General features: G+C 68.4%; 18 protein-coding genes. 14 read left to right on the top strand and 4 right to left on the bottom strand.

What is annotated here, in order from left to right; all coding sequences use genetic code 11:
* The first annotated feature begins 39 nt into the window (after positions 1-39).
* From KBX71_RS07350 to KBX71_RS07330, 5 genes are all read left to right on the top strand, one after another.
* Entirely contained in the window at positions 40-192 is a 153-nt protein-coding gene (locus tag KBX71_RS07350) for a hypothetical protein (protein ID WP_210817250.1), read from the top strand.
* 14 nt (positions 193-206) lie between these two features.
* Positions 207-6,395 carry a S8 family serine peptidase gene (locus KBX71_RS07345; RefSeq protein ID WP_210817249.1) on the top strand — a complete coding sequence of 2,063 codons (6,189 nt, stop codon included), beginning with the start codon at positions 207-209 and terminating at the stop codon, positions 6,393-6,395.
* 182 nt (positions 6,396-6,577) lie between these two features.
* The gene (locus KBX71_RS07340) at positions 6,578-7,174 is read left to right on the top strand and encodes a sulfite oxidase-like oxidoreductase (RefSeq protein WP_210817248.1); all 597 of its coding nucleotides are present in this window, start codon (positions 6,578-6,580) and stop codon (positions 7,172-7,174) included.
* The gene (locus KBX71_RS07335) at positions 7,144-7,533 is read left to right on the top strand and encodes a hypothetical protein (protein WP_210817247.1); all 390 of its coding nucleotides are present in this window, start codon (positions 7,144-7,146) and stop codon (positions 7,531-7,533) included. Before KBX71_RS07340 ends, KBX71_RS07335 begins: the two co-directional genes overlap by 31 nt.
* A gap of 2 nt (positions 7,534-7,535) precedes the next feature.
* The gene (locus KBX71_RS07330) at positions 7,536-7,931 is read left to right on the top strand and encodes a GNAT family N-acetyltransferase (RefSeq protein ID WP_210817246.1); all 396 of its coding nucleotides are present in this window, start codon (positions 7,536-7,538) and stop codon (positions 7,929-7,931) included.
* 103 nt (positions 7,932-8,034) lie between these two features.
* On the opposite strand, the gene KBX71_RS07325 is transcribed toward KBX71_RS07330, so the two are convergent.
* Positions 8,035-8,952, bottom strand: coding sequence for an NADP-dependent oxidoreductase (locus KBX71_RS07325; protein ID WP_210817245.1), 918 nt, complete (start codon positions 8,950-8,952; stop codon positions 8,035-8,037).
* Between the two features lie 403 nt (positions 8,953-9,355).
* Between KBX71_RS07325 and msrB the strand changes: the two genes are divergently transcribed.
* From msrB to KBX71_RS07300, 5 genes are all read left to right on the top strand, one after another.
* Positions 9,356-9,847, top strand: a complete 492-nt coding sequence (msrB, locus tag KBX71_RS07320; RefSeq protein ID WP_210817244.1) for a peptide-methionine (R)-S-oxide reductase MsrB — start codon at positions 9,356-9,358, stop codon at positions 9,845-9,847.
* A 41-nt stretch (positions 9,848-9,888) separates the two neighbouring features.
* Positions 9,889-10,350, top strand: a complete 462-nt coding sequence (gene msrA / locus KBX71_RS07315) for a peptide-methionine (S)-S-oxide reductase MsrA (RefSeq protein WP_247683098.1) — start codon at positions 9,889-9,891, stop codon at positions 10,348-10,350.
* A gap of 162 nt (positions 10,351-10,512) precedes the next feature.
* A complete protein-coding gene (locus KBX71_RS07310; RefSeq protein WP_210817242.1) occupies positions 10,513-11,169 on the top strand; it encodes a TetR/AcrR family transcriptional regulator in 657 nt (218 codons plus the stop codon).
* Positions 11,170-11,582: 413 nt separating this feature from the next.
* Positions 11,583-12,011 (top strand): OsmC family protein, encoded by a 429-nt coding sequence (locus KBX71_RS07305; RefSeq protein WP_210817241.1) that lies wholly within the window; start codon positions 11,583-11,585, stop codon positions 12,009-12,011.
* A 341-nt stretch (positions 12,012-12,352) separates the two neighbouring features.
* Positions 12,353-12,832 carry a carboxymuconolactone decarboxylase family protein gene (locus tag KBX71_RS07300; protein WP_210817240.1) on the top strand — a complete coding sequence of 160 codons (480 nt, stop codon included), beginning with the start codon at positions 12,353-12,355 and terminating at the stop codon, positions 12,830-12,832.
* 69 nt (positions 12,833-12,901) lie between these two features.
* Here the strand turns inward: KBX71_RS07300 and KBX71_RS07295 are convergent, their stop codons facing one another.
* Positions 12,902-16,087 (bottom strand): penicillin acylase family protein, encoded by a 3,186-nt coding sequence (locus KBX71_RS07295; protein WP_210817239.1) that lies wholly within the window; start codon positions 16,085-16,087, stop codon positions 12,902-12,904.
* Between the two features lie 496 nt (positions 16,088-16,583).
* Between KBX71_RS07295 and KBX71_RS07290 the strand changes: the two genes are divergently transcribed.
* The 4 genes from KBX71_RS07290 to KBX71_RS07275 all read left to right on the top strand — a co-directional run bounded on the left by KBX71_RS07290 (position 16,584) and on the right by KBX71_RS07275 (position 18,874).
* Positions 16,584-17,228 carry an alpha/beta fold hydrolase gene (locus KBX71_RS07290; protein ID WP_210817238.1) on the top strand — a complete coding sequence of 215 codons (645 nt, stop codon included), beginning with the start codon at positions 16,584-16,586 and terminating at the stop codon, positions 17,226-17,228.
* Positions 17,229-17,284: 56 nt separating this feature from the next.
* Positions 17,285-17,467, top strand: coding sequence for a hypothetical protein (locus KBX71_RS34530; protein WP_210817237.1), 183 nt, complete (start codon positions 17,285-17,287; stop codon positions 17,465-17,467).
* Positions 17,464-17,976, top strand: a complete 513-nt coding sequence (locus tag KBX71_RS07280) for an LURP-one-related family protein (RefSeq protein ID WP_307846993.1) — start codon at positions 17,464-17,466, stop codon at positions 17,974-17,976. Before KBX71_RS34530 ends, KBX71_RS07280 begins: the two co-directional genes overlap by 4 nt.
* Before the next feature lie 94 nt (positions 17,977-18,070).
* A complete protein-coding gene (locus tag KBX71_RS07275) occupies positions 18,071-18,874 on the top strand; it encodes a hypothetical protein (RefSeq protein WP_210817235.1) in 804 nt (267 codons plus the stop codon).
* 69 nt (positions 18,875-18,943) lie between these two features.
* On the opposite strand, the gene KBX71_RS07270 is transcribed toward KBX71_RS07275, so the two are convergent.
* Positions 18,944-19,879: a fatty acid desaturase gene (locus tag KBX71_RS07270; protein ID WP_210817234.1), complete on the bottom strand. Its 936-nt coding sequence runs from the start codon at positions 19,877-19,879 to the stop codon at positions 18,944-18,946.
* Positions 19,880-19,911: 32 nt separating this feature from the next.
* On the bottom strand, positions 19,912-20,823 hold the full coding sequence (locus tag KBX71_RS07265) for a pyridoxal-phosphate dependent enzyme (protein WP_210817233.1): 912 nt from the start codon (positions 20,821-20,823) through the stop codon (positions 19,912-19,914).
* Positions 20,824-20,841 lie beyond the last annotated feature (18 nt).

Below are 20,841 nucleotides of genomic sequence, written 5' to 3'. Positions count from 1 at the left end.
CCGAGCATGACTCCATGATTCATAGCCGTTGGGCAATGCATGCCTGAGCGAGAAGTCGCGGGTGATGACGCCGCCGTCGAGCGCCCGCCACCACCCGACCTGCCCCGTGAGCCGCGGGTCAGCGCCCCCGACGCCCATGACGTTGACGGTGGCGACGACCACAAGAACCACGACCCCTACCAACCCCTGTAGGTCGAAGGATTCTCATGAGACTCAAAGCCCTCGCGGCTTCGCTCGCCGCAGCGGTCGGCCTGAGCATGATCCAGGCCCCACCAGCGTCTGCCGCTGAGCCGGATCCCGGCACCCCCTCCAACAAGATCGCGTCGAGCCTGAAGGACCGCTTCCGCACGTCTCCGGCTTCCGACTTCTGGATCACGTTCGAGACCAAGGCCGACCTCGGGCCGGCGAAGAAGCTCGCCGATTGGACCGCTCGTGGTCAGTTCGTCTACGACGCGCTGACCGCGGCGGCGAAGGATTCCCTGGCATCCGTCTCCACCGACCTCGACCGGGCGGGCGTCAAATACACCTCCTACCCGATCGCCAACGCCGTGCTCGTCAAGGGTGGCACCGAGAAGCTCGCCCTCAATGTGGCGTCGAGGGTGCAGGTCGCCGAGATCCACGCGACGCCGCAGGTCGCGCTGGTCGAGCCTGTGGACGAGAAGATCCCCACTGACCAGGCCGCCCGCCCCACTGCCCCGAAGGCCACCGCCGAGGCAGGCACCTCCACGTGGGGTCTGGACGCCATCCACGCCCCCGAGGCCTGGGCCATGGGCGCCACCGGTGCGGGCATCACCGTGTCCAACCTCGACTCGGGCGTCCAGTTCGACCACCCCGCCCTGATTCACCAGTATCGCGGCACGAAGCCCGACGGCACCATCGACCACAACTACAACTGGATGGCCACCCGGGGCACGTGCGTGGGCGCACCGTGCGACGACAACGGACACGGCACGCACACCATGGGCACCATGGTCGGCGAGGACGGCACCGACCATGTCGGCGTCGCCCCGGACGCGCAGTGGATCGCGACAAACGGCTGCTGCGACAGCACCGGCGTCGAGTCGCTGCTCCGGTCCGGCTGGTGGCTGCTCGCCCCGACCGACGTCCAGGGGAACAACCCAGACCCGTCCAAGCGCCCCCAGGTGGTCAACAACTCGTGGGGCCAGACCATCGAGCACAGCTTCGACGACTTCTTCCAGGCCATCGACGAGGCCTGGAGCGCCGCGGGCATCTTCAGCGTCTGGTCATCGGGCAACACCACTCCGTACGCCGCCTGCGACACCGTCTCCTCGCCCGGCTCCGCCGAGAGTGCCTACTCCGTCGGCGCCTACCGGCCGGACGGCACGCTCTCGTTGTTCTCCCGCAAGGGCGAGGGTGAAGGTGGCCGGATCAAGCCCGAGATCTCCGCTCCGGGCGACGGCGTCCGTTCGTCGTACCCGGGCAACAGCTACGTCGAGATGTCCGGCACCTCGATGGCCGCACCCCACGTCGCCGGCGCGGTCGCGGCACTGTGGAGCTACGACCCGACCCTCATCGGGCAGGTCGACGAAACCCGCCGCCTGCTCGCCGAGTCGGCCGTCGACGTCGACGACACCGAGTGCGGCGGCACCGCCGAGGTCAACAACAAGTACGGCGAGGGCCGGCTCGACCTCCTCCGGCTGCTCGAGCTCGCGCCCCGCGAGGGCGGCACCCTCACCGGTGTCGTCACCGCCGACGGCGCCCCGGTCCCCGCTGCCGAGGTGACGATCAGCGGGCCGTTCAGCCGGTCGATCGGAACCGACAAGGACGGCAAGTTCACCACGAACCTCCCAGTCGGCGACTACCAGCTCAGCACCAAGGTCTTCGGCTACCTGACCGCGACCGCCAACGTGACGATCTCCCTCGGCCAGGACACCTCCGTCAAGCTGCCGCTCACGGCCGCCGCGCGGCACGACATCAGTGGCAGGGTCGTCGATGACAAGAAGCGCCCCGTCCCGAACGCCGACGTCTCCGTCAAGGACACGCCGCTGAAGCCGGTACGCACCGATGCCAGCGGCGCGTTCACGATCAGCGCCGTACCCGAGGGCGGGTACACGCTGAACGTCAAGCCCAACGCCTGCTTCTCGCCCACGACCCTCGCGCTGACCGTCGGCGCGCAGAACGAGTCACGTGAGATCCCCGTCGGGCTCGTCGTCGACAAGGGCGGCTACAGCTGCGCCGTCTCCGAGGGCGAATACCTGCGCGGCACCGACCCGGTCACGTTCGGCAGTGGCGTGTGGGCGACTGTCAAACTGCCGTTCCCGATCGCGCTCTACAACGGCAGCCACGACACCCTCGGCGTCGGCCTGCGCGGCGTGATCGCCCCGGACGGCTCCACCGGACCCGGTTATGGCGGTGCGGGCATCTTCCCGCTCTACGTCGAGACCCCCGTCGAGTTCGCTCCCGGTGGCGGCATCTTCACGGCGGCCACCACTGTCAACGGTGAGGATGCCTTCGTCGTCGAGTACCGCAACGCCAAGCTGTGGGCGTATCCAACCCGGACGGAGTACACGGAGCCGGTCAACTTCTCGGCCACTCTCACCCGCTCGGGCACGATGATCTTCGGGTACGGCGACGGCGTCGGGACCGACGACCCGGTGACCGCCGGCGCGCACGCCGTCACCGGCATCCAGGGCTGGGCCGGCGTCGACGGCATCCGGTTCTCCGACCACGCCCCGGTGCTGCGGGACGGGATGATCGTCACCTACGACATGCCTGACTTCGGGTACCTCGACGCGACAGTCGTCGACCAGAACGACGGGCTGCCGGTGGCCGGGGCCGAGGTCTCCTTCAGCAACAAGAACGGCCTGGTCGAGACGGTCACCACCAACGGGACGGGCGTCGTTCATCGCCAGCTTCCGGTGGGCGACTACACGATGACTGTCGACGCGCCGAACTACACGACGGTGTCGTACCCGTTCTCACTCGACAAGCTCTACGCGCAGGCGAAGATCGACGCACGTCTGACCACGGGTGTCGCCGGCCTCAAGGCCGACGGCCTTGAGGCGCTGTTGGGGACCGACCAGAACGGCGTGGGCTCGCTGACGCTCACCAACAACGGTTCCGCCCCACTCACGTACAACCTGGGCGAGGCCGCGCGGCACCCCGAACTCGACGCCGCCGGCACCACCGGGCGCACCGCGAAGGGCGCGGCCAGCTCGATCGATCTCACCGCGTGGAAGAACGGTGCGAGCGGCATGAAGCCGTCGAACGTCGACGGCAGGACCGCGACGGCGAAAGCCGCGGAAGCGCAGGCGGCCGGCAAGGTCGGTGCCACCTCCGGCGGTGACGTCATCACCCGGATCGCCATCCCGGGCAAGATCGAGGACAAGGAGCCCTCCGGCGTCGGGTACGACGGTGACGTCTGGGTCCACGACTACAACGCGCGGACCAACACCGCCTACACGGTGACGGGCAAGCCGACCGGGAAGGTTTTCGACGCGTCGTGGAACCCCGCGTACCGGGCGTTCGACATGGCGCTCGACACCAAGACCGGTGACATGTGCCAGATGGAGGACAGCCCCGCCAGCTTCATCCACTGCTTCAACCGGGAGACCGGAAAGGAAACCCGGCAGATCAAGGGTGACTGGTCCACGCTGCAGCTGACCGGGCTCGCCTACAACCCGACCGAGGACGTGTTCTACGTCGGCGGCCGGCGGAACGGCATGATCGGCACCGTCGCCGGGACGTCGCACGACAACCCGGGTGCACTGCTGTCCTTCTGCGCCCCGCCGCTGCCCGAGGTGATGGGCCTGGCCTACAACCAGGCGTCCGACACCATCTGGTACACCGACCTCACCTCGAACCGGCCCACTCGCCTGCTGCAGGTCGACCCCGACGACTGCTCGTTGGTGAACGCGTGGTGGTTCCCGGGTCAGAAGGCGGGCCAGGGCGGCGGTCTGGAGACCGACTCGACAGGTGCGCTGTGGGCTGTGGACCAGGTCGCCGACGACGTCGTGCTTGTCGACGTCGAGGATGACCTGCTCACCGACCTGCCGTGGCTGTCGCTCTCCTCGAACGGTGGCACCCTCGCCCCGGGTCAGTCGACGACCGTGAAGGTCTCGATCTCCTCGAAGGGCGCCAAGCCCGGAGTCCTCGGCGCGAACATCGTGGTGCGGTCCGACTCCGGACGTCAGTCCAAGAGCTACGTCCCGGTGACGCTCACGACCACGAATTACCAGGTCGGCGTCAACGCCGGCGGCGCGAAGTTCACCGACGGCTCCGGCTACACCTGGCTCGCCGACCAGGCCGCCGGCAAGAAGGCGTGGGGCTACGAGGGGAAGACGAAGGTCACCGCCACGACGGCCGCGATCGCCGGTACGACTGACGACACCCTGTTCCAGTCGCAGCGCACCACGCCGGACAAGCAGCTGTTCTACCGCTTCCCGGACGCGCCCAAGGGCACCTACGCGATCGATCTCGGGTTCGCCGAGATCGAGAACGTGGCAACGGGTAAGCGGGTGTTCGACGTCGTCGTGGACGGTTCGCTGGCGGAGTACGCGTACGACCCGGCCGCGGCTGTGGGGCCGAACGCCGCCGACTGGCGTACCGCCGTCGTGAAGCACGAGGGCGGTCCGCTGACCGTGGAACTGCGGGGCTCGAAGGGACTGAAGGCCCCGAGCACTGCCGCGCTGCGGGTGACGCTCGACCCGCGCGCAGACACCGCGGAGCCGGAGCCGGAGCCCGAGCAGCCGGAGCCGGGCCCCGTGCCGGTGGCCCCCGCCGGTCGCTCGTACTCGATGAAGGTGACCGACGGGCTCTACCGACAGGGCACGCAGGAGTCCGGGTGGCACGGCGATGACCTGTGCGGCCCGCTGTGGTTCGACTCCAGCTTCCTGCAACCGTTCTACGACACGGCCTGGGACGGGGTGTGCGTCACGACGAACGGCACGCTGACCTTCGACCGCGCCAGCACGTCGGGGAACAACACGGCACTGCCGTCGTCGTACCCGATCGACGCGATCTATCCGCTCTGGGACGACCTCATCGTCGACGACGAGGCGGGCATCTACTTCGGCACGACCGAGGTCGACGGGCTGGCTGCGCAGGTCGTCGAGTGGCGCAACGTCGCGTTCTACAGCGACCGGACGGCCCGCGTGAGCTTCTCGGTCACCCTGATCGCGGACGGACGGGTCCAGATCGGGTACGGCGACGGCGTCGGCGGCGACAACCCCCTCACCCGAGGGTCGTCGGCGACGGTGGGCCTGGAGAGCCTGGACCGCAACCCCGCGAGCCAGTACTCCTTCAACCAGCCCGTCCTGAAGGCCGGTCTGGGGCTGGAGTACACCCTCCCGGCCGCGGGCACGATCGAGGGGACGGTCACCGACGCGAACGACCGCAAGCCGATCGAGGGCGCGATCGTCACGCTCAAGGGGCCGGCCGGTGAGCGGGTCATCACGACCGACGCGAAGGGCCGGTGGAAGTCCCAGGCGCTGGTCGGCGAGAACACCGTGCAGGTCGACACGCCGAACTACATCACCGCCAGCCACCCCGTGACGATCGCCAGGAAGGATCAGGCCGAGACCGTCGACACGGCGTTGACCACGGGCATCGCCACCGTCACCGGAGGTGACCTCGACTGGCTCCTCGACAAGGGCCAGAAGGCGACGGCCGACGTGACGGTCACCAACACCGGTTCCGCCCCGCTCGACGTGCGGGTCACCGAGCAGAAGCGCACCAGCGACGGTGGGCACGAGGCCGCCGACCTTTCCTGGCTGACCCTCACGGGTGCGGCCGCAACCGGCACGGTCACGCTCGCGGCCGGCACGTCCACCACGGTCACGGTGACGGCGAGCAACGCCGGCATCGAGCCCGGCGTACTGGTCGGAGACGTGCTCGTGTCGTCAAACGCCGGCAAGGGCGAGACCCAGCTCAAGCCGGTCCGCCTGGCGACGTCCGCGTACTGGAAGGGCGTCGACGCGGGCGGGTCGGGGTACGTCGATGCCGACGGCTTCTTCTGGGCGCCCGACCAGGCGCTCGGCTCGCGGCCCTGGGGCTACGTCGGCGGCAAGGCTCATGTCACCAAGGCCAACATCGCCGGTACCGAGGACGACGCGCTGTTCCGCACCCAGCGGACCGGCAAGACGTTCAGCTACGTGTTCAAGAACGCTCCCGCCGGGACGTACCGGATCGCCCTCGACTTCGCGGAGATCGAGAAGGTCAAGGCCGGCAAACGTACCTTCGATGTGCTGGTCGACGGCAAGGTCGTGCTCTACGACCACGACGTGCAGGCGAAGGTGGGTGCGCTGACCGCAGACGTGAACACCGTCACCGTCGAGCACGCCGGCGGCGATCTGAAGGTCGAGCTTCGCCGCGACAACGGCGAGAGCGACCCGATCCTCAACGCCCTGAAGGTCCAGCAGGACCCGCGCCTCTGAGCCAGCCAGCCAGTTCGCGAGCAGTGGTCGGAGCCTCCCCGGAAAGGATCGCCGGGGAGGCTCTGACCACGACCACCCAAGCGAGGTTGCCGACAGCCACCGCGTCAGCCTAGTCTGGACGTTATGGTCCAGTTACCTTACGCCAGAGTGCGGCCATGCAGCCACAACTCGGGGCGCGACGCATGGCACTGATCACCCGCGGCTTCGGTGGCCGCAGACGCGACGACACCGATCTCCCACCCGGCCAGTACCGCACGGACGACTTCCCGGTGCTGTCGGCGGGACCGACACCCCGCATCGACCTCGACGAGTGGGAGCTCGCCGTCGTCACCGAGACCGGTGAGCGGAGCACGTGGTCATGGGCGGAGTTCACAGCCCTTCCTGCCGACGAACCGACCGTGGACATCCACTGCGTCACGCGCTGGTCGAAGTTCGGCACGAGCTGGCGAGGCGTCTCCCTGGACACGTTGCTGGCCGACGTCGAAACTGCTGCCCAGTACGTGGTCGCCCACTCCTACGGCGGCTACACCACGAACATCCCGCTCGAGGGCCTTCTCGACGGCCAGGCCTGGGTGGCGTACGAGTTTGACGGCGAGCCGCTGGCTCCCGTGCACGGCGGCCCAGCTCGTCTCCTCGTTCCTCACCTGTACTTCTGGAAGAGCGCGAAATGGCTGCGCGCTCTGGAACTGCGTCTCGACGACGAGCCCGGGTTCTGGGAGACGGCCGGCTACCACAACGACGGTGACCCATGGCGCGAGCAGCGATACCTGGAAGACTGACCTGGCAGCCGGCGACCGTCGCCGCGACCCGCGCGGAGACTGCGACGGCGCGGACCCTGGTCCTCGACGTCGACGGCTGGACAGGTCACGTGCCGGGCCAACACCTCGACATCCGGTTGACGGCTCCCGACGGCTACATGGCGCACCGCAGCTACTCGATCTCGTCCGCCCCCGGGCCGGACCGGCTCGAGGTGACCGGTCCAGGTAGTGATCGACGGCGAGGTCTCCGCGATGCCGACGTTGTCGCGTTCGTCTGCGGGCCCACCGGATTCGTCGAAACCGTGGCCGACCTTCTCGTCGGCAGCGGCCACAACCCCGCGAACATCCGCACCGAACGTTTCGGAGCCACCGGAGGATGACCATGCCGACCACCAACGTCGGAGCAGACGATCCATACTCGGGTGGCGCGAACCTGTCGGTAGCCACCCCGCCCGGCGCGGAAGACTTCGTCATCACCAACAACAGCGCGAGCGGCATCTACGAGGCCGCGATAGGGGGCCGGACAGCCGCGGGGCTGGTCTACAGCCAGGTCGGAAGCCGCGTCATCCTGTCGGCGACATCCGTGTTCCCCGAGTTCCGGGGGAAGGGAGTAGCGGGCAGGCTCATCGGCGGGGTTCTCGACGAGCTGCGCATGCAAGGGAAGACCGCTACCGTGACGTGTCCGTTCGCGGCAGCATTCGTCAGTGCTCATCTGGAGTATGCCGACGTGCTGGACCCGGCGTTTTCTCGGTCGCACCCAACCGAGCGGGGGCATTGAACACGCGTCGTCACGGCCGGCTTCCCCGGTGGCTGCGGGCTGCGATCGCGTGGGCACGTCCGCAGCCCCGAAGGACAGCGGGCCGGTAGCTGCCCCCGAATCCTTACGAGCGAGCGCGGATGATCGTCTTTCCGGTGCTCCGCTCGGTCGGGTTGAGAGCGGCGACGGCGTCGTCGAGGCCCGCGACGTCGCCGATGTTCGTACGCAGTCGCCCGTCCCGTACCCGTTGGACGATTTCACTCAGCTGGCCGCGGTCAGACGTCACGACGAAGTCGATCGTCAGGGCGTCCGCGGGCCGCACCTCGGGCGGCCCGACGACGGACACGAGGCTTCCTCCGGCTCGAATCAGGCCTGCCGATCGTTTCCCGATGTCGCCGCCGATGACGTCAAAAACCAGATCAGTTCCACCGATGTCTTCGAGGACGTCGTTCTCGAGGTCGACGAACTCCTGCGCGCCGAATTCGAACGCCTTCTGCCGGTCGGCGGCGCGCCCGGTGCCGATGACATAGGCGCCGAACTCGCGTGCGAGCTGCGTCACCATCGAACCGACTGCGCCGGCCGCGCCGTGCACGAGGACGCTCTGCCCCGCCCGGAGGCGGCCGTGCTCGAACAGTCCCTGCCAAGCGGTCAGACCAGAGATCGGCAGGCTCGCGCCCACCGTGAAGTCGACGTCGCCGGGCAGCGGTGCGAGGTTTCGCGCCTCGACGGCCACATACTCCGCCAGGGTGCCGTCGCGGGTCCAGTCCGTGAGGCCGAAGACCCGCTGTCCCACCGACAGTCCCGTCGTGCCATACCCGAGTGCGCTTACCACTCCGGCCAGTTCGTGCCCGGGTATCGACGGAGTCCGGTCACGGCCGAGGCGATCGGTCCAGGTCGAGGGCCATGCCATCTCGGTCGGGACGAACCCCGACGCATGAACCTGGACAACGACGTCGTTGATGGCCGGTTCCGGCTCAGGCCGCTCCACCAGCGTCATCCCGGCCGTTCCCGCAGCCTCGTCCGTCACCACGATCGCCTTCATCAGATACCTCTCCCTGCATCCAGTCCTCGCCGCACTGCCACGAGGAGCACAACTCCGTTCCCAGCAGTGGCGGCGCCAAGCCTCGGCGCCGTGCCACACCACGCTGACCGGTGGCGGCTGCGGCGCGAGGATGAGGATATCCCGAACCTAGTTGCGGCAAAACTGGTCTGTCAAGTCCACTACTGGGCAAGGCGGTCACTGCTGGGATTAGCATAAATCCCAGTTCAGGCCGGTAACAGGGCCCTCGTTCGCCCCGGCTGCAGACGCTGTCCTGGACTTTGGAGTCCATTCGAGGCAGCGGCTGCGGGAATATGGCCGACCCGGGGATTGTCTGTACCTGCGTGTCCAGGTGCGCTCCGCCTGGCTCGGCAGCTTTGCGTCGCAAGGCCATGAAGGGAGAGCTGTGCACCAGCACACCCAGTACCACAAGAACCCGGAAGCCGTTTCGCGGCTCAACCCGGAGCAGTACCGCGTGACCCAGCAGGACGGCACCGAGCGACCGTTCGCCAACGCCTACTGGGACAACCATGAGCCCGGCATCTACGTCGACGTCGTGTCCGGCGAGCCGCTGTTCGCATCTGTCGACAAGTACGACAGCAACTCGGGCTGGCCGAGCTTCACCAAGCCGATCGCCAGGACGAACGTCGTCGAGCGCGAAGACTCCAGCCACGGAATGATCCGGACTGAGGCCCGCTCGTTGAACGGGAACAGCCACCTCGGCCACGTCTTCAACGACGGTCCCCCCGAGAAGGGCGGACTGCGCTACTGCATCAACTCGGCGTCGCTGCGGTTCATCCACCTCGACGACCTGGCGAACGCAGGGTACGGCGAATACCGCACCCTGTTCACGAGTGACACCAACACCAGCACGATGACAGGCAAGGAGACGATGTGACCACCGAAAAGGCGATTCTGGCCGGCGGCTGCTTCTGGGGCATGGAGGAGTTGTTCCGTCGTCAGCCCGGCGTCGTTTCCACGCGCGTCGGGTACAGCGGGGGCGACGTCCCGAACGCCACCTACCGCAACCACGGCACCCACGCGGAGTCCATCGAGGTCGCCTACGACACCGACCAGACCGACTTCCGGGCGCTGCTCGAGTTCTTCTTCCAGATCCACGACCCGTCGACGAAGAACCGCCAGGGTAACGACATCGGCGTGAGCTACCGCTCGGCGATCTTCTACACCAGCGACGAGCAGAAGCGGGTCGCCGAGGACACGATCGCCGACGTCGACGCCTCGGGCCTGTGGCCCGGCAAGGTCGTCACCGAGGTCACCGCAGCAAGTGACTTCTGGGAGGCCGAGCCTGAGCACCAGAACTACCTGCAGACCTACCCCAACGGATACACCTGCCACTTCCCCCGCCCGGGGTGGAAGCTTCCGAAGCGGGCGACGGCCTGACACTTCCGGCGCGCGGACCTCGGGTCCGCGCGCCGGTCGGGGCCGATCGAACTGACAGAGCGGACGTCCGTCGCTCGCCATCACGTGAATGCGACGGGACAATAATGGACTTCAAGGTCCCATTTTCGCTAGATCATCTGAACCACTGGATACACTTGACAGATGAGCGACGAGCAGGTGGCTGCGCCGACGAATAGGCGGAGGATCAGTCAACGGGGCATCGCGACCCGAGATCGAATCCTCGAGGCCGCGAACCGGCTGATGCTCGTGCGCGGAGTGAACGCGACGACCCTTGACGACATCCGCGAGGCAAGCCAGACGAGCAAGTCTCAGCTCTACCACCACTTCGCCGACAAGCAGGAACTCGTACGCGCCTTGGTCAAATATCGAGGCGCGCTCGTACTTCAGCGTGAGCGTGCAGGGCTCGAACGACTGCGATCATTCTCAGGTCTGGTCCGGTGGCGTAACGCGCTGGTCCAGGCCAACTCGCTGAACAACGGCAAATACGGGTGCGGCCTCGGTTCGATGGCTCTTGAGCTGTCCGATCAAGATGAGCAGGCTCGATCGTCGCTGTCGGAGACGTTCGCGGCATGGGAAAAGCTGATCAGTGACGGCCTGCACCGCATGCGGGACAGCGGTCTACTGCGCCAGGACGCCGACCCGGAGAAGTTGGCCACGGGGTTGATGGCCGCATTGCAGGGCGGCTACCTGCTGGCGAACGCCGCGCACGACGTCGCACCCATGGGAGTCGCGCTGGACATGGCACTGGAACACATCAAATCGTTCCTCGTGCAGCCGTCCGGTGAGCCGACCCCATAACTGGGGCCAATCAGTGGTGATGAGGCTGCTCACAGCGGGGCACGAGCAGCCCGGGGGTCGATGAGAGCGAGGTCGCGAGAGCGAGCCGCCCCGACCTCCCAGCCAACGCACGGTCGCCAGACCTGTTGGTCCATTCTCTGGCCTGGCGTTGATCTAGCCGTCCGGAAGCAACGCTGAACCCTCGCCGCTATCAGTGCTGCTTGAAACACCACGCCGTCCGGGTTCACCCAGCAGTCGACCTTGGGAGTGAACGAGCGATTGGACTAACTAGTCCGCTGAAGCTAACCTCCGAAGGTACCCGGCCATGGGGTGAATACGCCTGGCCACGGCCCCCTGCTCAGACTGCGGCTCGGCTGCCGCTGGCTACGTATGCCTGGACCCCTCACCACTGGATCTACAGGAAGGCGCGGCTGATGGAAACCGCTCGTGATCATGTCGTCGCATCGGCCCGAGTTGTCCTTCCGGCCACCGAGCGCCGGCGCACGGACATGACTACCCGCGGCTTCACCTTCGTCGCCGATGAACCACACAACGGCGCATTCGGTGACGGCCCGACGCCGACGGAGTACCTGTTGATGGCGCTCGCGTCGTGCACTGCTCAGACGCTGCGGCAGTATGTCGACTACAAGTACGACACCGCCGGCGATATCACCGTCGAGATCGGCTACCACGAACCCGAGCAGGAAGGCGCAGAGCGCTACCTGCAACGCACGATCACGCTCAGCGAGGAGCCCGACCCCGACGACCTGAAGGTGATGCACGACATTGCCGAGAGGTCCCCGGTGACCCTGCTGATCCAGTTCGCATGGAGCGTGCGAACGGAATTCGTCGGGCCGCGCTGAAAACAGGCCGTCTGCTGCTCGGCGATCACGGCTGTGCAGCAGACGCCTGGTGCTGCTGAGTGGCGGCCAGCAGCACCGGGTCCGGGAGGTCGCGTGGTTCCTTGCGCCACCTGGTCTAGCTATCCGTGCCGGCGCGGCCAGCACGTCGGAAGGTGACTTGTGACCCGAACCAAGACCGGTCGAACGATCTGGAGGCGGAACCTAGCGTCACCGCTGCGAGACCGGCAGAGCCGCGCGTAGCGACCCGACACGAGGTCAGAGGACTTCTCCCGATGTTGGGGGCTGCGCACAAAGTGACGTCCCCACCACTGGTCTGTCGTTGTCACCTGAAGGAGGTCCCCTTGGATACCAGGATTCAGAACGTCCGACTGAACGTCACAAACGAACGACTCATGGATCTGGCAAACGCCGGAGCCGCAGCTTTCGGCCATACCGCCACACTCCAGGTGGACAAGGCCCTGGCCCAGCTCCTGCGACTACGCGTCGCGCAGATCAACAATTGCAGCTACTGCCTTCTGGTGCACCACGCCGCCGCCCGCGTCGCCGACATCCCGCCGCCCAAGGTCGAGACCCTCAGCGCGTGGTGGGAGACGCACCTGTTCACCGAAGAGGAACAAGCCGCCCTGGCCTATGCCGAGGCGTTGACCCGGGCCGCCGACGTCACCGTCAACACGCGGCTCCAGGCGGCACACGACAGGATGGCTGCGCACTTCACGGAGGACGAGATCCTGGAGATCGTCGCTGTTGTCATCAACATGAACATTTGGACGCGACTCAAGCTCGCCGAGGGTGCCATGCCCACGGCGGCGCCCGCCGTGTGAGGTGCCACCCGGCGCTGCGCGCGTCCGGAGGGGTCGGCGAGTGGTTCCCGCCGCCCCCTCCGGGTGAGATCACTGTCCGTACAGCTCGAACTCGTGGAGCGAGAACCCGTACGAGGTGGCCCGCTTGACCCCGTACACCCGAACGTAGCGGGCGGTGACCGGGGCGAAGGTGGCGTTGTCGACGCCGCCGTTGCCGGTGGTGGTGGCGAACACCGGCGCCCAGGAGCTGCCGTCGCCGGAGAACTCGATCCGGTACGAGGTGCCGTAGGCGGCTTCCCAGCGCAGCACCGCCCGGCTGACGCGGCGGGCGGCGCCGAGGTCGACCCGGAGCCACTGGTTGTCGTTGTAGCTGCTGGCCCACCGGCTGCCGAGGCTGCCGTCGACAGCCTTGGCCGGTGTGTGGCCGGTCAGGAACTGGGTGCTCGACGCGGTGGTCGGGCGGCCCTGCGCCAGGTTGGCGACGTCGTCGCCCCGGCGCGCCGGGAACGAGACGACCTGCTGGTAGGTGGGGCGGTTCTGCCAGGCGATCACCGGATGGGTGATGCCGCCGAGCCCGGACTGGGCGATCGAGTCGGCACACCACTGATCACCGGCCCCGCAGGACTTGTCTCCGGGGTAGACCGTGGTGGTCGGCACCGCGGCGGCCTGGCCGAGCGCGTCGAGCAGTGCCTGCCGGCACGCGCCGAGGTTGCCGTTGCCGCAGTACGCGCGGCCCAGCCCGCCGGCCACCGGGTCGCCGAGCACGGTCCGCAGGTCCTTGTCGACGTAGCCCCACCAGCCGTACTGGAACGACGAGCCCTTGTGCGCCTGCCCCTGCGACGCCCAGCTCGCGGCGCCGTCGCGTCCCCCGTTCTGGCCGCCCGACGGCGCCTCGTTCACCTCGATGGCGTCGACCAGCGCGGCGTAGAGGTCCGGCCCGAGGCCGGGACGGAACTGCGCCGAGGCCAGCAGCGGCCACCAGGCGTCGAAGATCCGGATGGCGTCGGCGTGCTGGTAGACCTTGGAGCCGGGGGACCTCTCCACCCGACGGGCCCCGGCCTGCTGCCAGGCGCGCAGCTTGCCGACCGCGTCGGCCAGCGCCGGGTCCGTGACCGGCGTGCTGTCCAGCACCCGCAGCAGGTCACCGAGAACCTGCTGGCCGCGCAGGTCGGTCACCGCCGCGTCCGCCATGATCGTGACGACGTCGGCGCGACCAAGCTTGCGCTGGGCGATCGCGGCGCGCACCGGGCCGTCGAGCAACTGAGCCCGGTGTACGGAGCCGAAGCTGAAGTTGCCGTCCGCGGCCCCGAAGTCCCGCGCCTGCTTGTTGTTCCAGCTGACGTAGTAGTCCTGATTGACCGACTGCGGATGCGCCGACGCCGGGGTGTAGGTGGCGTCGTTGGTGTCCGGGTTCCAGCCGGCCCACTCGTACGCCGGTTCGGCCTTCGTGGGCAGATTCGGATCCACCGTGGCCGGACGGACCGGGTTCGAGCCGGAGTTGTGGTACGCCGCCTCGGTCGAGTTGACGTAGAACCAGTTGAACGCGTACCCGACGTCGGCCGCGGACGCTTGGAAGGCCGCCGCGCTGCCCATCGCGGACGGGTCGTTGAATGCCTGGAAGCCGATCGCCGAGTCCGCCTCGTGCCGGTAGGTCGAGCGCAGTTTGGTGAACGCGGTCGGCTGCCCGTTCACCAGGCCCCGGTGGGCCACCAGCCCGTACTTGGTGCGCAGCGCGCGCAGCGTGTACGAGCCGGCCGGGGTGGAGTCGGCAAGCGTCGGGGACCAGGAGTTGCGCTGCTCCAGCGCCTCCATGGCGAGGCACTGCCCGTGGTAGAGGTAGCGGTTGGTGCGCAGCGTCGGGGCGCTGCCGTCGGTGGTGCACAGCGGCACCGCGTACGTGTCGGTGAGGTCCTGTGCGGCCGAGGTCGCGCTCCACGCGTAGTCCTGACCCCGGCCGAGCAGCACGTAGAGGTTGAGCCCGGCGAACGCGGCACCACGAGCGCTGATGCCTGGCCCCTGCAGCTCCTGGAGCATCAGCAACTGCGGCGCGAAGTAGCCGGTCTGCGGCCCGAACACCGCAACCGGGTTGCCGGTGGTGGTGTGCCGCCCGGAGACCACCACCGCGTTGGACATGCCGTGCGCGCGCAGGTTGGTCAGGCCACCGAGCAGTTCCTTGGTGGCGGTGCTGGCGCCGGTGCGGGTGGCGGCCCCGCCGACGGCGTCGTAGGCGAAGGGCTCGGCGACCACCGAGCCGGCGTCGGGGAGCACCGCGCTGGTCGCGCCGGGCGGCGTCCCCCCGTACGGGAAGCTCTGCCCGTCGTGCAGGGTGAGCACGGTTTCCGGGTCGTTCTGGGAGCGGAACGCCGCCCACACGCGGTCGCCCTCGGTGGCGCCGTACTTGGCGCGGGCGGCCACCCGGACCAGCGCGGACTGGATCTCGCTGCCGCCGCCCCCGCCGAAGAGCCCGCCGATCACGCCGGCGGTGGCGATCAGGTCGGTCATGGTGAAGTGCTTCGGCTTGCCGGTGCCAGCGAGCACGTACTCACCCGGGTAGTTGTCCTCGGCGATCGACCTGTCGATGTAGGCGTTGATGCCGGCGATGTAGTCGACCACGTCGGTGTAGAGCTGCTGGCCCCGGGCGCCCTTGGTGCGCAACGCGTCCACCTGGGCCTGGAGGTCCGCCTCGGTGTACGGAGAGTTGGCCCAGACGCTCTGCTCCAGCTCACGGTTGCCGGGGGCGCCGCCGGCGAACGAGGTGACGTTTCCGCGGCCGACGTGCCGCAGCAGGTCCATCACCCAGAGCCGGTCCTGGGCCCCGGCGTAGCCGGCGCCGAACATGGTGCCGGCGCGGGTGGTGCCGGTGACGTGCGGGACGCCGGTGGCCTTGTCCCGCACGATCGTGACGTCCGCGCGCGGCGAGACGGTGCTCTCCACCTGCGCGGCCGGGACGCCGAACGAGGCGTCGTTGTAGAAGTGGGCGATCTGCTCATCGGTCAGCCCGGCGTAGTTGTAGACCAGGTTCGCGTACTCGTCGAGTTGGTCGCTGGAGTGCGCCGGGCGGGTGCCGAGCGCCTGGTGCGCCAGGATCGCGACAAGCGTGGCGTTGCCGTTCTGCCCGGGGGGCAGGATGTCGGCGCACTGGCCGAGGCAGTAGTCGTTGGCGGCGAACGTGCTGGCGGCCAGCGCGGGTGACGGCGGGTTCACCGTCAGGACGCTCGCGGTCAGGACGGCGGCGGTGAACGCCGCGAGCCGGTTACGGAGAGCGGGACGGGGCATGGCGATCCTCCGGGGACGCGGAGTCGGGCGTTCGGTACGCCCGGCTTCCGGTGCCGATGTCTCGCCCTCCGTGCCCGGACGTTCCACCCGGAGGTGAGAGTGACTCGCATCTATCTCCGGGCAATGATCGACGCAGGATCCCCCTCGGGGATACCCGTCGTTCACCACGCGCCAATGCCGACGTTTCGCCGCCTTTCGCCATCAACTCCGGCGCGAGTGTCGCCCGGCAGGCTCCCGACGCGATCGCGATTCGGCCGCGTCCAGCGCCGCAGCCTCTTTCGAGCGAAACGTGAGTTGAGCCGAACATCTCCTGGTTGCTGCCGTCGCGCACCTTTCGGGACAAATACCCGGCATTAGCGATGCACGTCGACCGTGACGTAATCCCCTGAGAGCTCTCCGGTGGCCACGGCGGGCGAGGCAGTGACGATGGTGGTCGTACGCCCTACCGACGCTTGTGGAGCGGTGGTTGTCGTACCGGTGTGTGAGGCTGCGGGGCATGGCGACTTTCGTTCTGATCCACGGCGGCGGGGGCAGCGCCTGGGACTGGCATCTCCTCGTCCCCGAGCTGATCAGCCGCGGCCACGACGTGGTAGTCCCGGAACTGCCGATCGAGGACGGCTCCGCGGGGTTCGCCGAGTTCTGCCAGACGGTCGTCGACGCGATCGGCGACCGAAGCGACCTCGTGGTCGTCGGGCACTCGTACGGTGCGTTCACCGCGCCGCTCATTGCCGACAAGCTGCCGGTGCGGCTACTCGTCCTGCTCACACCGATGGTCCCCAAGCCCGGCGAGAGACCCGGTGACTGGTGGGCCAACACCGGCTACCACGGCACGCAAGGACTCAGCGAGGAGCAGCAGTTCTACAACGGCGTGCCGGCCGACATCGTCGCGGAGGCAGCGGCACACAATCGGGACCAGGTCAGCACGGAAGGGAACGAGCCGTGGCCCCTGGACGCCTGGCCCGACGTGCCGACGACCGTCCTCATCGCCCGCGAGGACCAATTCTTCCCGGCAGACTTCCAACGCCGGGTAGCCGCCGACCGACTCGGCACCACCCCGGACGAGACAGACGGCGGACACTCCGTGGCGCTCAGCCACCCGCAGCAACTCGCCGACCGGCTGACCGCCTACCTGCTCCCCTGAAGGCATGCCTCCGAAGGTGCTCTCGGTGGGTTGACGAACGCGCCCGGGTACTCGCAGTGGGCAGGCACGGCACCGACAAGGCCGGCTACCCGCAGATGCTCGCCGCCGGCCGCAAGTACGCCGATCGGGTGCGGGCGGTCGAGGGCTGCAACGGCATCGGCAAACACATCGCCCACCGCCTGCTGCACGACGGAGGACCGGGTCCAGAACGGCCGGCCGGGCGCTCTCGCACACGGTGAGGGAGAATCGAAGCATGTTTGTCATCAGGGAGCGGTTCTTCTCGATCGGCGACGACTTCGACGTGCTCGACGAGCACGGCACCAAGGTTTTCCACGTCGATGGCAAGGTGCTCAGCGTTCGCAACAAGGTCGTCATCGAGGACGCTTCCGGGCATGAGGTCGCCACTCTGCACCGGCACCTGGTGGCGCTGCGTCCCACCTACGAGATCCGGATCGGCGGCGAGAAGGCCGCAGAGGTCCGCAAGAAGCTCCTCACGCCGTTCCGGGAGAAGTTCACCATCGATGTGCCGGGGTCCGACGACCTGGAGATGAAGGGTGACCTGCTCGACCACGAGTACGTGATCGAGCGCGACGGCGTCGAGGTGGCCGCGGTCTCCAAGCGGTGGCTGACGATCCGGGACACCTACGCTGTGCAGGTCACTGCCGACGTCGACCCGCTGCTCATCATCGGCAGCGTCCTCGCGCTCGACCTGGCCATGGACCGTGACAAGAAGGACGACCAGGACTGACCCCCTGCGAGGCAGGCGCGCTGCTCAGGGCGGGCTCGTCGCCAGGACGGTCAACGCGATCGTCGGCGGTAGGTCGCTGACCACTGCGCCGGCGTTGCCGGCGACCGTCCCCAACGGACAACGGCCGGAGTCTGACCAACTGGCCGGCCGGCCGAGGCGCCTCTACCCGGACCGGTACAACATCTGGGCCGGCGGCTCGGCCAACGGGCACGGCGCGCAGTGGGTCGGCCCGAACGGTGGCACCGGCGACCGGGCCAAGGCAGTGGTGGTCGAGCCGGGGGCCGGGATCACCACGCTGCCCGACATCCTGCTGGACCGGGCGGGGTCGATCACCGGGTCGATCACCGACGCGGTCACCGGCCAGCCGGTGTCGGTGACCGTCGCGCTGACGACCTACGACCCGTTCTGGTACGAGACCACCTGGAAGGTTTCCGGCAACGGCTCGTACACCTTCAACGGGCTCGGCCCGTACGAGTGGTCGCTGGCGTTCATCCCACCGGGCAACGGCGGCGCCAACAGCGTCTACGCCACCCAGTGGTCCGGTGGGGCGCCGAACAGCGTCAAATCGACCCGGATCAAGGTCGTCGCCGGCGGCACCACCGTGGCGAACGAGCGGATGCGCGCCGGTACCCCCGTCTCCGGCCAAGCCAACGGCCTTCCGGTGTACGGCTACAGCTACCCCGTCTACGTCTACAACGCCGACACCGGCGACATCGTCGCGGTCGACGAGAACGTCGAGGACGGCCGGTACGACGCCCGACTCCTGCCCGGCCAGCGGGTCCGCTTCTGCCTGCACGCCGACCGCTGCTACCCGGACTACCTCCGGCAGGTCGACGCGTCCGCCATCCGGGTGGGCACCTCGCCGTTCACAGTCGACTTTCCCGGCCGGCGGGGCTGAGCCGGCTACGGGCACCGGCGCCGCCCGGATCTTGCGCCATAGGGCGGTTCGGCGACCTCCCGCCGGGTGCTATTTCGGAGCGCGCAGCGCCTGCCATAACGTGCGGTAGAAGTCGATGTACGTCCGCTCGACGTGTCTGGCGAGCCGCCGCGTTTCCTCGTGCCGGGCGGGGAGTTGGTTGATGGGCACACTCATCGCGGCGTGATGCTCGATGTGCAGGTTGTTGCCGTTGGTGTACCAGGTACTCAACCAGCTTCCACGGATCGAACGGGTGTTGTGGAGCACGTTTGTGGTCTCGGTGTCGCAAAGAATGTGCTCGGGCAGCTCCACGAGAAAGTGCATCGGCACGGCGGCGACGACCGGCAGCACCCAGAGCAGCAACACGTACTCACCGAGACCGGCGAGGGTCAGACCGGTGGCGGTGAGAACTGCGGCGCCCTGAACCAGGTGCTCCTGCACGACGTGACGCCGCATTTTCGGGCTGATGTCGCCGAACTCGTAGCTCCACCGACCGGCCGCGCTGCGGACGACGTCCCGCAGCACGACCAGGACGCGGTAGTAGTCGAACGATCCGCGCAGCAGCGTGGCGAGCGTCAGCGATTGGCGCGTGTCGAATCCGAAGAACTCGGTGTCGTGCGGGGTGCCCAGAAAGCGGTGGTGCTGCAGGTGCCGCACCCGGTAATGGCTGTAGACGACGAACAGTGGGAGGCCGAGTGGCACCCCGACCAGGCGGTGGGGCCAGGCCCTGCGAAACGCGGAGTGGTGCAGTACCTGGTGTTGGAGTTCGACCGCGTGGGTGTACATGGCGGCCAGCAGCAGTACGCCCGCGACGACCGCGACCGGCTCCGGACGCAGGGCGAGGGTGACCCCGGCCGCGGTGATCAGGGCCAGGACGCCGAGCTTGCCGAGGAAGACGCGCTCGTCGGCTCCGGTGGTACGGGCGCGGGCGAACAGCAGGGTGGGCGCAGGGGTAGGGATGGACGCGGGCGCGGCGGTGAGCGTCATTGTTGTTTCCTCGGAGGCGGGTGTCGGTGGGATCAGCGGCCGCTGAGCAGGACGACGTGGGTGCCGGTCAAGGCGGTGCTGCGGGCGTGAGCGAGCAGCCCGGCCAGGGCGACCGAGCCGGCGGCGGTGGGCTGGGCTCCGTACTCGACGAGCAGGTGCCGTGCGGTGAGCAGTTCGTCGTCGGTGGCCGCGTGCACGGCACCGCCGCTGGCCCTGATCGCGTCGATGGCCTCGGGGCCCTGTAGTGCGTGCCAGTTGACAAGCGGCTGGTTGTGGTCGGTCGTGGTGACGCCGTCCGGGTCGAGCTTGCGGTACGGTCCCGGCCAGCTCGTCACCAGCGGGTTGTTGCCGGCCGAGCCGACGCCGTGCAGCGGCACGTCCCACCCGAGCTGAACCAGCGCCCTGTGTACGGCGATGACTGTGGTGCCGTTGCCGACCGGGATCCACAGCGCCGCCGGCGGTTCGTCCAGCTCGGCGTGCAGGGCGTGGACGACGGTGCCGTGGCCGGTGAACACCGCCTCGACGTAGGGTCCGTCGACGTTGCCGTCGATCGCGCCGTCGAGGATGGCCAGTCGCCTGGACTCGTCCACCGCGTCCTCATAGCTGCCGTCGATCAGGTGCACGTCCGCGCCGGCCGCGCGCATGAAGGCGCCGCCGTCGCTCCAGCCGGCGGGCAGCACGACGGTGCAGGGCATGCCGATGGCGCCGCAGGCCATGGCCATCGCGCGTCCGTAGTTACCGCAGGTGGCGATGACGATGCGCCGTCGACCTTCGGCGATCGCCCGGGCGACGACCTGGCGCGCGGCCGGTTCCTTGTGGCTTCCGGACGCGTACCGGGTCTCGTCCTTGACGAGGATCCGCGCGCCGGGTACGAGGTCCTGCGCGTCGATCAGGGGGGTCCCGTACGCGTCGACGGGGTGCTCGACGTAGGTGTCCACGGACATGTGATGGCCTTTCGCGAG

Source organism: Micromonospora sp. D93, from assembly GCF_018070365.1.
In the GTDB taxonomy this organism is placed as follows: domain Bacteria; phylum Actinomycetota; class Actinomycetes; order Mycobacteriales; family Micromonosporaceae; genus Micromonospora; species Micromonospora ureilytica.
Note: the sequence above shows the minus strand (reverse complement) of the source record. Positions and strands in the feature narration are given on the sequence as shown.